Origin of the sequence: Acinetobacter kanungonis, assembly GCF_009939195.1 — a bacterium.
Lineage (GTDB): Bacteria > Pseudomonadota > Gammaproteobacteria > Pseudomonadales > Moraxellaceae > Acinetobacter > Acinetobacter kanungonis.
This window is the reverse complement of record NZ_JAACKC010000001.1, coordinates 785,756-801,497: the sequence shown is the minus strand read 5'-3', so window position 1 is coordinate 801,497 and position 15,742 is coordinate 785,756. Positions and strand designations below refer to the sequence as shown.

Annotated in this window: 10 protein-coding genes and 1 pseudogene; all 11 read left to right on the top strand. The window is 41.9% G+C overall.

Annotation, left to right across the window (positions count from 1 at the left end; translation table 11 throughout):
- Window positions 1–7: 7 nt before the first annotated feature.
- Complete coding sequence (locus tag GWK51_RS03545; protein WP_100242235.1) at window positions 8–565, top strand: YceD family protein; 558 nt, start codon at window positions 8–10, stop codon at window positions 563–565.
- Window positions 566–639: 74 nt separating this feature from the next.
- Window positions 640–825 carry a 50S ribosomal protein L32 gene (gene rpmF, locus GWK51_RS03540; RefSeq protein ID WP_004922151.1) on the top strand — a complete coding sequence of 62 codons (186 nt, stop codon included), beginning with the start codon at window positions 640–642 and terminating at the stop codon, window positions 823–825.
- 160 nt (window positions 826–985) lie between these two features.
- Window positions 986–1,972, top strand: a complete 987-nt coding sequence (gene fabD / locus GWK51_RS03535; protein WP_100242236.1) for an ACP S-malonyltransferase — start codon at window positions 986–988, stop codon at window positions 1,970–1,972.
- Window positions 1,969–2,703, top strand: a complete 735-nt coding sequence (gene fabG / locus GWK51_RS03530) for a 3-oxoacyl-ACP reductase FabG (RefSeq protein ID WP_100242237.1) — start codon at window positions 1,969–1,971, stop codon at window positions 2,701–2,703. Before fabD ends, fabG begins: the two co-directional genes overlap by 4 nt.
- Before the next feature lie 87 nt (window positions 2,704–2,790).
- The gene (acpP, locus tag GWK51_RS03525; protein ID WP_016166057.1) at window positions 2,791–3,027 is read left to right on the top strand and encodes an acyl carrier protein; all 237 of its coding nucleotides are present in this window, start codon (window positions 2,791–2,793) and stop codon (window positions 3,025–3,027) included.
- Window positions 3,028–3,667: 640 nt separating this feature from the next.
- Window positions 3,668–4,924, top strand: coding sequence for a TolC family protein (locus GWK51_RS03520; protein ID WP_161932667.1), 1,257 nt, complete (start codon window positions 3,668–3,670; stop codon window positions 4,922–4,924).
- 90 nt (window positions 4,925–5,014) lie between these two features.
- Window positions 5,015–7,303 carry a type I secretion system permease/ATPase gene (locus GWK51_RS03515; RefSeq protein ID WP_161932666.1) on the top strand — a complete coding sequence of 763 codons (2,289 nt, stop codon included), beginning with the start codon at window positions 5,015–5,017 and terminating at the stop codon, window positions 7,301–7,303.
- Between the two features lie 32 nt (window positions 7,304–7,335).
- Complete coding sequence (locus GWK51_RS03510) at window positions 7,336–8,574, top strand: HlyD family type I secretion periplasmic adaptor subunit (protein ID WP_142769364.1); 1,239 nt, start codon at window positions 7,336–7,338, stop codon at window positions 8,572–8,574.
- Window positions 8,575–8,991: 417 nt separating this feature from the next.
- The gene (locus GWK51_RS03505; RefSeq protein ID WP_161932665.1) at window positions 8,992–9,939 is read left to right on the top strand and encodes an OmpA family protein; all 948 of its coding nucleotides are present in this window, start codon (window positions 8,992–8,994) and stop codon (window positions 9,937–9,939) included.
- A gap of 1,329 nt (window positions 9,940–11,268) precedes the next feature.
- Window positions 11,269–11,811, top strand: a pseudogene (locus GWK51_RS16800) (Ig-like domain-containing protein); the annotation flags it as partial.
- A gap of 259 nt (window positions 11,812–12,070) precedes the next feature.
- Window positions 12,071–15,733 carry a type I secretion C-terminal target domain-containing protein gene (locus GWK51_RS03485; protein WP_456236802.1) on the top strand — a complete coding sequence of 1,221 codons (3,663 nt, stop codon included), beginning with the start codon at window positions 12,071–12,073 and terminating at the stop codon, window positions 15,731–15,733.
- Window positions 15,734–15,742 lie beyond the last annotated feature (9 nt).

The following is a 15,742-nucleotide window of genomic DNA, read 5'->3' as shown; positions in this document are numbered from 1 at the left end:
CTTAATTATGTCAGCAAATACCTTTCCGGCACAGATTGAGCCGTTTAAATGGGCTGAACAAGGCTTTACATGGTCAGGTACCCTGCCATTGTCTCGCTTTGCTCGTATTGCTCGTGAAGCTGTTGGATCAATTGATAATCAATTGATCAACATAGACTGTAAGCTATCAATGGATGCGTATCATCGTATTGTATGGTTGGATGGTCATGTTGAAACCAAAGTCCCAATGGAATGTCAGCGCTGTTTAGGCGCTGTAGAAATTGAATTGGTTTCAGATTTTCATCTAGCTCTGATTGATGATGAGTCACTGATAGAGCGCTTGGATGAGGATGCTGATTTCATCGTACTAGGTGAAAGTGAAGCGACAACGAAAGGAGAATATCCAAATCCTTCCACTGCCGATTTACTCGCACTCATAGAAGATGAATTGTTATTGTTGGTGCCTTTGTCTCCTAAGCATGACGCTTGTGAGCATAAGCATCAACCTGCCGTTCAGGACGTTGTCGAAGAAAAACGGGATAATCCGTTTGATGTTTTGGCAAGTTTGAAGGGTAAACTTAACTAATTTTTGTGTTATACTGTTAAGTTAAGACAACTGAATTTGTTCTGATCCATTTTTTCGATTTGTAAGGAGCCATCATGGCCGTTCAGCAAAACCGTAAAAGTCGCTCTCGCCGTGACATGCGCCGTTCACATGACGCTTTAACCGAGAATGCATTAACTGTAGACCAAACTACGGGTGAAACGCACCGTCGTCACCACGTAACTAAAGATGGTATCTACCGTGGTCGTCAATTATTCGCTAAAGCAGCTGATGCTGAATAATTGATGAAGCATTAAGCGATGAGCTTAGTGGAAAAATTGGGAGCGTAAGCTCCCTTTTTTTGTCTCCAATTTTTGTTGTATTTCGCAATTACCAAACACGAAATTAAGTGTTAAATTTCCGTCCCAAGAATGAGCAGTGACTTCATAAAGGATTTTTTATATGTCTGCTAGACCACTCGAACAAGCAGCTCAAGCAACAAAAACTGCATTTGTGTTTCCAGGTCAAGGTTCGCAAAAAGCTGGCATGCTGGCTGAACTTGCTGAACAGTTTAGTGGTGTTCGTGACACGTTCGCGGAAGCTTCTGAAGCCCTTGGTTTTGATTTGTGGCATATTGCCCAAAGCGGTGAAGGCTTAGACCAAACTGAATTTACGCAACCAGTCTTGCTTACAGCGAGTATCGCTTTATGGCGTGTTTGGTTGGAGTTGGGCGGTGTTGCACCGAAATACCTTGCAGGTCATTCACTTGGTGAATACAGTGCATTGGTTGCTGCTGGTGCCATGTCATTGGGCGATGCTGTGAAGTTGGTGAACTTGCGTGGCAAGCTCATGCAAGATGCAGTGCCTCAAGGTAAAGGCGCAATGGCTGCAATTTTGGGTCTAGAAGATGCCAAAGTTGTTGAGTTATGTGCCGAAGTTACAGCACAAGGTCAGGGTTCTGTTCAAGCTGCGAACTACAATGCGCAAGGTCAAGTGGTCATTGCAGGCGAGAAGGCTGCTGTAGAAGCGGTGATGGCAATTGCAAAAGAACAATCAGGCAAAGCGATTGCACTTCCAGTGTCTGTTCCATCACATTGTTCGTTGATGAAACCAGCTGCCGAGCAATTCGCACTTGCTTTGGAACAAACTGCCATTGAGCTACCTAGCATTCCTGTAATACAAAATGTCAACGCGGAAATCGCGACAGATGTGGCGCAATTACGTCAGGCATTGACTGCGCAATTGTATCAATCTGTGCAATGGACCAAGACCATGCAGTCTGTACAAGATCAAGGAATTCAATTCATTGTTGAATGTGGTCCTGGTAATGTACTTGCCAATCTTGCGAAACGTTTGCCAAATATAGAAAAAGCATTCCCAATCGATACTAAAGGTCGTATGGAGGATGCACTGAATGCCATTTTAGTGGCAGAAGGAAAAATTGCATGACACAAGAACGCAAAGTCGCTTTAGTGACAGGCGCAAGTCGAGGGATTGGTGCTGCCATCGCTCAACAATTGATTCAAGACGGTTATTTTGTAGTGGGTACTGCGACTTCAGAGTCGGGTGCTGAAAAATTATCAGCAGCATTTGGTGAAAATGGTGCAGGTAAAGTACTTGATGTACGTGATGGCGCTGCAATTGATGCTTTAGTTACAGATATCGAACAAAATTATGGTCCAGTTCTTGCACTTGTAAATAATGCAGGAATTACCCGTGATAATTTGTTGCTACGTATGTCTGAAGATGATTGGGATGATATTCTGAACATTCATTTAAAAGCTGTTTACCGCCTATCAAAACGCGTTCTTAAAGGCATGACCAAAGCTCGTTTTGGACGAATTATCAATATCAGTTCTGTGGTTGCGCATTTCGCAAACCCAGGCCAGGCAAACTATTCAGCTGCTAAAGCAGGTATTGAGGCATTTAGCCGCAGCCTTGCAAAAGAGATGGGTAGCCGCCAAATTACTGTGAATTCCGTTGCACCAGGTTTTATTGCAACAGAAATGACAGAACAGTTAAGCGAAGAAATTCGTAAAAAAATGAGCGAACAAGTGGCACTTCAACGCTTAGGCGAACCACAAGATATCGCGAATGCTGTAAGTTTCTTGGCTTCTGAGAAGGCAAGTTATATTACAGGTACGGTTTTACACGTAAATGGTGGTTTATACATGAGCTAATTGGCTGATGTATGAACTTTCAAAAAATTAGAGTTTCAATTAAACTAACGGCATTTAAAAACGCCACAAGCAATGAGGAGAATTCCTGTGAGCGATATCGAACAACGCGTTAAACAAGCGGTTGCAGAACAATTGGGTCTTAAAGTAGAAGAGATCAAAAACGAAGCATCTTTCATGGATGACTTAGGTGCAGACTCTCTAGACCTAGTTGAACTTGTAATGTCTTTCGAAAATGATTTCGACATCACTATCCCTGATGAAGATTCTAACGAAATCACTACAGTTCAATCTGCAATTGACTACGTTTCTAAGAAACTTGGTTAATTGTTGATGTTCAGCATAGCTGAAAGAAAAGCCACCTTTTAGGTGGCTTTTTTAATGCCTGTTTGAAGGGGGCATGTTTGAGACTTTCTTCATGTAAATTTGACGCGCTGAAATATACCTAGAAATAGGGATAGTGCTTTTGAGGTGCGAGTTTTAATTTAATGGAATACATCAGAATGAAAACTTGCAAAACTAGAATAGAAAAAACGTTAAGCAAGTCCGTTAAAGTTGAGTATTATGGTTGGTTTATTTGTAACAATAAATGTATACCAAAACACTTGGTTATGCAGTGTGATTAGTTTTGTTTTAAAAATAAGCAAAATAGATAATAAGAATGAAATATTATAATTTTAATACATATGCATAAAAAATAATCTTATCTTAAATATTTAATGAACTTCATCACATTTTAACTCATCAAAAAGTAAATTCAATTTATTTACTTCATCTTTCTTTGATCTTGAAAGAAAAATATTCATGTCTGAATTTTGCATATTATTAAGCCTATCTTAAATAATTGGCGTACATTTCTACAGCTAAGCATGGGTTAACTTATTGAAATTAATTGCTTATATTCTAGGTGAGAGATAAGTCACAGTGTCATGTGCATATAAGAAATACTTTAGTAAAAAATATGAGAATGCGAATTAAACAAGCACAAGCAATGGGTTGGAGTAAACGGATTGCTCTATTAGTCACACTTTTATGTAGCACATCTGTTTATGCCGTTCAGTTAAAGACATTGTTGAAAACAGCTTTGGAGCAAGACCCAATGATGTTAGAAGCACAAGCCAATGAAGAAGCTGCACTCAGCAAGGTAAAAGAATCGAAAGCGCTGCATTATCCCACCTTGGCTGTGACAGCCAACCAGATTCTGGAACAATCACATGAAAGTCAATATGACTATGTGAGTGAGGATTTTACGCCTGGTATTAGAGGGAGTGTGAATCTGTATTCCTTTGGTGCTATTAGTGCGCAAGTGGCGCGTGATGAGAAAAAGTCACAGTATTTTGAACAGAAGATTGGTGAGACCGCGGAGGAGTTGGGATACAACATCGGTTCGGAATATTTAAAAGCCCTAAATGCACATGAAGCTCTTGCAGTGCAGATGCGGAGTTTGGAGCGCCACAACAAGTTTACCCAAGATGTGAGTGTCATCGTGCAATATGATGCAGGACGTCGTTCTGAGTTAACTCAAGCGCGCGCACGGCAAATGCAGGTTGAACACACCATCAGTAGCTTGCAGCGTGATTTGGGCTTTGCACTCAGTCATCTGAGAAAGTATTCATCCGAAGTGATTGATCAAGATACTTTGAGTGATCCCTTTGCAGGGCTGGCACCATCGCAATTTATTACCCGTTACCAACTGGGTGAAGTTACTCAACATCCATCATATTTAGCCCAAGAAGCGGAACTGGACAGTATTCGCTCAGAAATTAAATATCGTAAAGCTAAGCGTTATCCAAGTATTAACTTAGAAGGCAATGTGACGACGGAGGATCGTCAAGTGTATTTGAATATGTCGTGGGATCTGTTGAATCAGGGGGCGAAATATTCAGTCGAACAAAGTGGGCAATCGGCCGTTGCTGCCAAAGCACGTCTGGATCAAATTCAGCGCGATATTGAAGAGCGTGCGCGAACCGCAGAAATTGATATGTTTCAAAGCCAACAAAAAATGCAGATTTCACAAGAACAAATTATTGCTTCACGCAAGGTGGTCAGTGACAACGAAAAACAGTTCAAAATCGCAAGAAAAAGCCTGATTGATGTGCTGAATGCGTATAACGAATTGGCGGGTGTCGAAATGGCGTATGTCTCGGCACAAAATGATTATCGCATGGCTGCACTGGCCTATTTGCGTGCGCAAGCCAATATAAGCAATTGGGTAAGGCAGTAAGAAGAAACACACTGCTGCTCCACAATGGATGTGGGTGATGCATCAATGACCTTGAGGTCGAAGAATTAAAAAAAGGATGACATAAAGAAAATGAAATCCATCATAGAACATATTGCATTGGCAACCCGATTATTAGGGAGTCCATTACCTGTCGCGACATTAATGGCGCAGGTGACGCATGATCAGCATTTAAATGTGAATTATGCTTCTTTGGTGGAAGTATTAAAAAGTCACGGTTTCGAAAATACCTTAACGCAAAAAGTATTGCATGACATTCCTGCTTTGGCGGTACCCGTCGTGATTGTATTGCAGCAAGATCAAGCAGCAGTCATCACACGAATAGAAGGCGGTGCAGACGAACGTGTATATGAAATACAACAAACCGATGGTTTAAAGCAGCGTCTGACGCAGCAACAATTAAGCGAGTTGTATTTGGGCTATTGCTGGTTTATTAAACCGAAACTCGCGCATGATTTGCGCTCTGAATTACCTGAGTATCACTTGCCTAAAGCGTGGTTCTGGAAAGTGGTTTGGCGGTTTCGTGCTTATTATGCACAAGTGATTTTGGCGACATTTATCATCAACTTTTTGGCGCTGGTCAGCTCGCTTTACGTTATGAATGTGTATGACCGTGTGATTCCAAACAAGTCTTATGAAACTTTATGGGTACTTAGTATCGGGGTTATTCTGGCCATTAGCTTTGAGTTTGCTGCCAAGATGATTCGTGGGCATTTGACCGATATTGCGGGGAAAAAGGCAGATCTCATTATCAGTTCCGCTATTTTTCGCCGCGTGATGAGTCTGGATTTGGCGGAACGCCCAGCATCTTCAGGTTCCTATGCCAATAACTTGCGCGAATTTGAGTCGGTGCGGGAGTTTATGACCAGTGCCAGTTTACTGGTTTTGGTGGATTTACCGTTCTTATTGCTGTTTATCACCGTGATTTGGATGATTGGCGGTCAATTGGCTATAGTGCCGTTAATTTTAATTCCAATCGTAATGATTGTCGGGATTTTGGCGCAGGCACCTTTGGCACACTATATCAATGGATCTATGAAAGAGTCTTCGCAACGTCAAGGCTTGGCAGTCGAGGCAATTGAAGGGATTGAAACCTTAAAAGCCAACAACGCCACCAGTTGGGCGCAGCAGAAATGGGATTATTACACCGCCAAAAATGCAGCTTCGAGCACCAAAACGCGTGATTTGAGTAATTTTGTGGTCAATTTTTCAGTTGCGGTGCAGCAATTAAATACCGTGATTTTGGTGATTGTCGGAACTTATCTGATTCATAGTCCAGATCCTAATCACAAAATTACCATGGGAGCACTGATTGCCTCGGTGATCTTGTCTGGTCGTGCTTTGGCGCCTTTGGCACAAATTTCGAGTTTGGCGATTCGTTTCCAGCAAGCCAAAATTGGGCTGCAAGGGTTGCAAAGTATTATTGAGCGCAAAATTGAACGCCATCCAGATCGGCAATATATCAGCCTTGATCAAGTCAAAGGCGAGCTTAAATTCCAGCAAGTCAGTTTTAAATATCAACAAGATATTCCCGCAGCGTTAAAAGCGCTGAATTTGAATATTGCTGCGGGTGAAAAAGTGGGTATTTTGGGGAAAATTGGCAGTGGTAAAACCACCACTCTGAAACTTGCCAGCGGCATGTTTGAACCTTTAGAGGGGAATGTCACCCTCGATGGTGTGGATTTACGTCAGCTCGATCCGAATTATCTGCGTAATCAGGTGGCGATGTTGGGTCAAGCACCACGGCTTTTTTTGGGAACTTTGCGTGAAAACCTCGACTTGGCGCGACAAGATGGTTTTTCGTCAGATCAGGAGCTATTACTTGCCTTAAAACGTTTTGGTCTGGAGAGCCTGATTCAAAATCATCCGCGTGGCTTGGATATGCCTTTGGGTGAAGATGGTTTAGGACTCTCGGGAGGACAAAAACAGATTATTGCCTTGGCACGACTCACATTGCGTTCCCCACGTGTGGTGTTGCTGGATGAGCCGACCAATGGACTCGATCAATTAACTGAACGTCAAACTCTGAATGCTTTGCATCAATGGAGCAAAGACAAGACCTTGGTGGTGGTCACGCATCGCACTCAAGTATTGAGTATTGTGAGTCGTGTGGTGGTGATTGATCAAGGACAAGTGGTGATGGATGGTCCGAGAGATGAGGTATTGAAAAAACTGGCTCAAAATGAACAAAAGAAAACCACTGCACCAAGTGCAGCTACGGCAGCTCAAACAGTAACTTCCGCGACCCAAACAGGCAATGCAGCGGGGCGAACCATTGTGATTCAGCCCGACAATGCTGCAACAGTTCGCAAGCAGATAAAAGAAACATCATTACAAGAACAGAATATTGAATCGCTATAACAACAATGAGCAGATCAAGATAAGTGAGGCTTATGAAAGATTATCAGAACCCATCCGCAGAGCGAGTACAGTCCAAAGACTTAAAGTTGCTCAACGACTTGAATGCTGCCTTACAAACGGAAAAGCATACAGGGCTTTTCTGGACGATTGCTTTGCTGTTCGTATTTTTAATCGTATTTGTATTTTGGGCTTATCACAGTCCTGTCGAAGAAGTGACACGTGGACAAGGCAGTGTTATTCCAACCAGCCGAGAACAAATCTTACAAAGCTTGGACCCAGGTACCATTAAAGAAATGCTGGTCAAAGAGGGAGACATCGTTGAAAAAGGGCAAATTCTACTGCGTTTAGATGATACCCGTAGCTCAGCTATCTTAAGAGAAAGCGAAGCCAAGGTGGCCAACCTTGAAGCCATGTCGGCACGCTTAAGAGCAGAATCTTATGGAACTTCGATTCAATTTCCGACTGGAATTAGCGAGTCACTAAAACATCGTGAGCGTGCGGCCTATACTGCGCGTCGACGTGCAGTGGATGAAGCGGTTGCAGGCTTGCAAACCAGCAAGGCTATGTTGGATCGTGAAATTGCCATCACCGCACCGATGGTGGCAGAAGGAGTGATGTCTGAGGTGGAGTTGCTGCGTATGCGACGCCAGTCTTCCGATTTGGCACTGCAAATTGATGAAAAGCGCAATCAATATGCAGCGGATGCCAATAATGAGTTGGTGCGAGTCGAGTCTGAACTTGCGCAAGCCAAAGAAAATATGGCGATGCGGGCAGATCCAGTAGATCGTTCCCTGATTCGAGCACCCTTAAAAGGGATTGTTAAAAACATCAAGATCAACACGGTCGGTGGGGTGGTTCAGGCCGGGCAAGACATCATGGAAATTGTGCCTTTGAATGACAAGCTGCTGGTCGAAGCCTATATCCGTCCGCAAGATGTTGCTTTTGTGCACCCTGGGCTTGCCGCGATTGTCAAAATTACGGCTTATGACTATGCCTTGTATGGCGGCTTGGAGGGTAAGGTTACGCTCATTAGCCCAGATACACTGAGAGATAAAACTCGCCCGAGTGAATTGAATCTCAATCCTGAAGAAGCCTATTACCGCATTCTGGTCGAAACGCATCAGAATTCGCTGACGGATAAAAATGGTCAACCGATGCCGATTATTCCCGGCATGATTGCCAGCGTCGACGTTAAAACAGGAGAAAAAACCATATTCCAATATTTGATTAAACCGATTACGCGTATGAAACAAGCACTACAAGAGCGATAGTCGATATTAGCTAAAACAAAAAATATTAAGCTTTTTGTTATCGATATAAATGGTCCATAGCTATGGTTAAAATAATGTCGAGTGGTTAAAATAATATAGATTTAAAATATATGTTTTATGTTTTTGATAATAAATAAATGCTTAAAACCATATTTAAAATATGGTTTTTTTGTTTTAAATAATAAAAATAAAATAATTATAAGAATTTAAATTTTATTTGTGAACTGGTTCATGTTATTCAAAAAAACCTGATTAAAGCTATTGTTTTTTGCTCAATTTTTTATATTCTCTTTAATTAAGTATTATAAAAAAATTGCATAAATACTTATTTTTTATAAGGGTTTATGTTGAAATTAAGAATAACCATCCTAGATTAGGGTGAATAATATTGAGATATAAATAAAAGAGGTCATGAGTATGAAGTCAAAAAGATTAATATTAATTCTGGGTTGTTCGGTGTTTTGGGTGGGATGCTCATCTGTAAACAAACAACCGCCATTAGAGCATTGGAATCTATTTGGTTCTAATACTTATACTCAGCCTAAACTCATTAAATCAGGTCAAACACAGGTTGTTTTTATTCGTGATAAAGAGGGTTTAATGGGTCCTGCTGCAAATGTATTTGTGAATGGGCATTATTTAACATCTTTATTGCCAGGTGGGTTTAAGGCGGTTCAGTTGTGCGCGAACCCAACGCGAATCAATGCAGCGTATACCAAGAGTGATTTTAATTATATTAGTGCCCGAAATCTGAATGCTCAGCAAAACCTCACTGAGGGAACTACGCAATATTTCCGCTTAGTGAATGGAACGGGTCAGAACATTCAACTTCAAGCCGTGAGCGAGAGTCAGGCGCAAGCGCTTTTATCTAATTTAAAAGAAGAAGTGAACACTGTTTCTCGGGTAAGAGAGGTCGAAGCATGTGCTCAGCCAGTTTATGTTCAGGTGCCTGTGAAATCAGAGTTGAAGAAATATACCTTGGAGGCAAGCACGGTTTTTGGTTATGCCAAATCTGGACCGAATGATTTAACACCGAAAGGTCGTGAAGAGATTGCTTCAATTGCAGCAGAAATTACCCGTGATCAGGCGTCGATTAGCCATATTGCAGTGATTGGTTATACAGATCCTGTGGGGTCTGAAAACTCCAATCAGCAATTGTCGCAGCGTCGTGCGGAAACGGTACGCATGCTCTTGGTTCAAAATGGCGTCGTGAAAAAGAATATTTTGGTTGAAGGGCGTGGCGAACAAGAGCTGCTGGTCAAGGATTGTGAGCAGAAATACGCAAAAGATAAGGCAGCACGTGAGCAGTGTGATTTACCGAATAGGCGCGTAGAAATTATTACCTACGGAATGAAAGCTGAATAAGACTCGCTCCCTTCATTTATTCACTATTTTTAGAATCAAGCTATAAGAAAAGGATAAATAACATGCCAAATCAAACAGTAACAATAAAATTGCATGATGCGAAAACCATTATTTCGGCATTTCAAGTCACGAAAACCCATGACCAGCCAGTTACGATTCAAGCTCAAAAAGGCATCAATTACGAGCTGATTGATGATGCCACTCAATTTGCACCAGAAAATATTAAGATTCAGCGAATGGGTGATGATTTATATATTAGCTTTGAAGCGGATGGGGATAGTGCGCTTGATCCTGACTTGATTATTCAAGGCTATTACGGAACGGATGGCAATACTACCAATCTATTGATCGGTCTGCATGAAAATGGCAATTACTATGCCTATGTCCCAGAAAGTGGTTTGCAACAAAATGCGGTCAGTATGCTCGCAGATCAAATGAGTGCGGGGCAGGCTCTCGGTGGAGAAGCTTTAACGTCTGCGGCATATGAATTTAATCCTTATTGGTTGTTGGCATTGATTCCGATTGTTGGATTGGCTGCTGCTGGAGGGGGCAGTGGAGGTGGTGGAGGCGGGACATCTACTCCATCTGCAGACAAACCTGATGTTGTTGCTTTAGATGGTGGTCAAGTTACGGTTAAACCAGGTTCAAATAATGTAAAACAAGTCATTACTTATACGGATGAATCAGATAACCCTGTAACCTTAACGGCAACCAAGGGTTCTGATGGGTCATGGAGCCTCGATCAAACACCTACTGGGGTAACGATTAATCCTTCCACGGGTGAAGTCACTATTGGTATGGAGGCGGTGAAAGATGGCAGTACTGTGACTTCTGCAGGGACCAATTCGAGTAATAATACCGCGACTGATAGTGATACAGCCAAGGTGGATGACAGCACACCAACATCTGCGGATGCTCCTGATGTTACTGCATTGGCGACGGGTGCTGTTGCTGTTAAACCGGGTGAGGATAATGTTAAACAGGTCATTACTTATACAGATGAATCAGATAATCCTGTGACCTTAACGGCAACTAAAGGTGAAGATGGTACTTGGAGTTTAGATAACACACCTGCTAACGTGGTGATTGATCCAACTACAGGTATCGTTGCCATTGGTCCTGACGCGGTGAAAGATGGTAGTGAGGTAACTTCGACTGGCACAGATGCGTATGACAATACAGCCAGTGATAGCGATACAGCATTAACTGATGAAACGGATACTCAAGGTGCGGATTTAATTGCCCCAACCCTAGAGATCAGTGCAGCAGACTTAAATCTTGCTGCAGGTNGGTACAGCGACAGCGCCAAGCATCGGTGTGGCAGACAATACGTATACTGACCTTGCAGGTAACCTAGGCACAGGTGATGCTCTTGATGGCACTGATGGTTTTGGAGCAGACATTATTGCCCCAACCCTAGAGATCAGTGCAGCAGACTTAAATCTTGCTGCAGGTGAAAGCACAACGATCACATTCAGCTTTAGTGAAGCGGTGACAGGCTTTAATAGCAGTGATATTACAGTGACTGGTGGGAGCTTAACAGGACTGACCACGACAGATAATATCACTTGGACAGCGACCTTTACTCAAGATNTCTTGATGGCACTGATGGTTTTGGAGCAGACATTATTGCCCCAGTAGTCAGCTTGAATGATCTAATTACTAATGACCAAACACCAGCACTGACAGGAACAGTTGATGATCCAACAGCTACGGTAGTTGTAACTGTCGATGGTAATAACTATGTTGCAACCAATAATGGTGATGGCACATGGACTTTGGTGGATAATACTTTGCCAAGTCTAGCGGAAGCGACCTATCCAATCACTGTGACTGCGACTGATATGGCGGGTAATGAGGGTACAGATACGGGTAGTTTGATCATTAACTTGACTACACCAANTCCTGACCATTACCGAAGCAGCCGATGGTTACGTCAATGCCGATGAACTTTCGGATGGCATCCAAACCAATGTCAGCCTGCCGGCAGGAACTGAAGAGGGCGATACCATCACCCTGACCATCACCAATCCAGATCTGAGCAGCAGCACGGTGACACATACCGTGACAGCAGGAGATCTGATTGCAGGCAGTGTGGACATCACCATCCCGAATACACAAATCCCAGCAGATGGCGATTACAGTGTTGTGGCCCAAATCAGTGATGCNGGCGGGGAACAGCAGTGATCCAAGTAATGAAGTGGACTTTGCCGTTGATGTGATTGAGCCAATAGCCAGCATAGATATCAACCCAATTACCAGTGACAACGTTATAACACTATCAGAGGCAGTCGGTACGATTAACGTTAGTGGTTCAGTGAGTGGTGAATATCAAATTGGTGATGAGGTGACACTGACAATTAATAATCAAATCTATACTACACAAATCCAAAGTGGAGGAGTTTGGAGTGTCGCTGTGCCAGGGAGTGAGCTTGTAGATGATGGTGATTTAACTATAGAGGCTAGTGCTATAGTTCACGATGCTGCAGGTAATCCAACAGCAGTAAATACAACAGAATCCTATACTTTAGACTTAACAACACTATCTGTAACTTTGGATGAGGCTTTATTAACTAGCCAAGGCTCGGCTGAGGTAACAAGTCAGTTAACTGGAACATATACAGATTTAGCATTGGTAGTGCCTAATATTTCTTTATCCAGTCAAGGTAATCCAATCACTTGGACATTATCTTCTGATGGAAAAACCTTAACTGGTTCCACTACACAAAATGATGTGTTGATAGTGACTTTAACTGGCTCATCAAATGCTTGGAGTTATCAGGTCGAGCTACTCGACAGTATTGATCATGCAGGGGATGTCGAAAGCTTAATCTTTACTTTGGAAGATAGTGGTAGTCCTGTTCTAGAGAAAATTAGTGTAGATGTCATCGATGATGTACCAATTCTTGCAGAAAATGTGACTTATGATTTTGGAGATACACCATCCATTTACTTTGGTAATGCAGTAGATTCATTTGGTGCTGATGGTGGACATTTAACTACAGCGACGATTAATGGAGTTATTTATACCTACGATGCTTTGGCAGATTCAATTACTTATACAGGATCAACAACGCAATTTGACCCAGATAATTATAGTTTTGAAGATGGGGTTTTAAGCTTAACCACTAATTTTGGTGATTCAATCCGAATCAACTTTCAAACAGGTGAGTATTCTGTAGAAAGTACAGGCGAAGGTATCGGGACAGAACCAGCTCAAGTTGCTCCGACGGCCATGATTGCCGATCAAGGTGGTTTGTTAGGCTCTGTTGGATTGAATGCACTTGATTTAATTGATTTAACTGCAAACCAGAAGTTTACGGTTGCTGATGCCAATAATGATATTACCTCAGTTTCTTTAAGCCTAACGACGAATTTGGGTGATGCATTAATTAATGCATTAAATATTGATACAGGAATTCCAAACCTAATAACAATCTTCGACCCAGACGATACAATAGTATTGCCTTTAGGTGATGCGATTGATTTTATCGGTCTTGGGGCGGTCATTAATATTCTTGGTGGAACGCTTGGCGGTTTATTAAGTGCTCTAGGCTTAACCTCTTATGGATTAACTGCATCTCAAGATTTAGCAACAGAACTGGGTATAACAATCACTATTGGTGACGAATCTTTTATTTCAGATGGTTCTGGTGGTTATGTATATGGTCAAACAATCACGTTTACACTAACAAATTCTGATCCTGTTTCGACTCAGGCTTTTAATGAGTTGTTAGCATCAATTACTGTAGATGATGCATTCTTAGGTGATATTGCTGATTTAAGTTTAGCTCCAACTTATACACTTAATGTGGTGGACTCTTTGGCACAGTCCGATACAGAGGTGAGCACGGATATAGCAAATGTTTCATTGCTGGGGAATTTATTAGGTTCAGATACCAGTGGATTCCTGACCGAAGGAACTGCTGGAGGTGAATCAATCGATAAATCAGCAGAAACGACCAGCCAGCGCATTTATGGCTATGCTGGAGACGATACGCTCACTGGTGGTTCGGGGAATGATTTAATTCGTGGTGGTAGTGGGGATGATACGATTGTTGCTGGCAATGGTAATGATCTGATTTATGGTGGAACTGGTAATGATGAATTAACAGGTAATGACGGCACAGATGTCTTTGTTTGGGAGCAAGGTGATGGGGGGGCAACAGCGGATCCAACAATAGATACCATTACAGATTTTAATACAGCCAGTGCTGCGATTGGCGGAGATGTTCTAGATTTATCTGGCTTGCTACAAGGCGAAGGCAAAATAGGAAATTTAGTTGGTAATCTCGCTGCATATATTCACTTTGAAACGGTAAACAATCAAACCGAAATTTGGATCAGTACTACAGGTGAGTTCACAGGTGGTTATGATGCATCTGAAAGTAGCAAAGTTGATCAGAAAATTATTTTGTCAGGTGTCGATTATGCTGCTGATACGCGAACGGATGCAGAGATAATTCAAGAGTTATTGTCTAAAGGAAAATTAATTGTTGATGATCTTTATGGCTCAGTTGGTTCGCAAGAGTCTTTGGAAATTGATTTTACAGCCATTGATAATGACTTAGATGTAGCAACCAAGTTGAGTGATGGTTCATCTACAACGACTGTGAATTTAGACAGCACAATGGTAGAGCCGGAAACTGATTTGGTAGATCCATCAGATAATTCAGCACCGTTCGGATTTTATGCCGATCGAGACTTATTGGGTATTATTGATGTTGGAGCATTAGGACTTATTGATTTAGATCAGCAGGTCTTTGGTGCTTTTGATTTAGATAATAATATTGAAAAAGTAGAAATAACCTATCAGCCCATTGTGAATGTTGGCCTCACCAAATTGACTTTAGAAGCCTCTGAGCGGTTGGCGCAAGAATTTGGATTGAAATTGAGTTATTCATCTACAGATGGAACGCTTTCATTACTTAACTATTCTTATACCTTAACCGTGACGGCGCTGGATGGTGGAGCAATTGATAATGTTAAATTAAATGAATTATTGGCAACAGTTCAGTTGGCTAACGAGAGTGGAACTTTACTGAATAGTAGTACCTTAAGTTTGAATGTATTGAAGTCTATGACCATGACGGTCACAGATACTAATGGGGCGGAGTATATTGATTCAGGTACTAACTTATTAGGTGCCAATGTGATCAATGACTTGGGGGATAATCATGAATTTATTACTGAAGGTACAAATATCAGTGAGTTAATAGATCAATCTGCTGCATCTATGGGACAAAGAATTTATGCCTATGATGGCGATGATGTCATTACTGGTAGTAACTTTAATGATTGGATTCGTGCTGGATCGGGTGACGATACTGTAAATGCAGGCTCAGGTAATGATGTGATTTTCGGCGGTTTGGGGGATGATATTATTGATGGCGGTGCTGGCAATGATCGAATTCTTGGCGAAGCTGGAAATGACACGATTACAGGTGGTTCTGGCTCAGATACCGTTATGTTCCAAGTTCTGGATGGAGAGGAAAGCGATAATGCTGGTGGCAATGGAACAGATACATGGCTAGACTTCCATTTAGGAAATACAACTACGGATGACCAAGCCGACAAAATCGATATCAGTGATTTGTTGGTGGATTATTCAGGTGATGGTAGTGCTGCTTCATTAAGTGACTATTTAAGTGTGAATAGCGATGGAACTGATACAACCATTCGTATTGATCGTGACGGAGCAGGTGGGCAGTATCAGTCTACTGATTTGGTAGTTCTAAAAGGTGTTGATACCACTTTGATTGAGTTAATTACCAATCAACAGATTATTTTATAAGTCATTTTT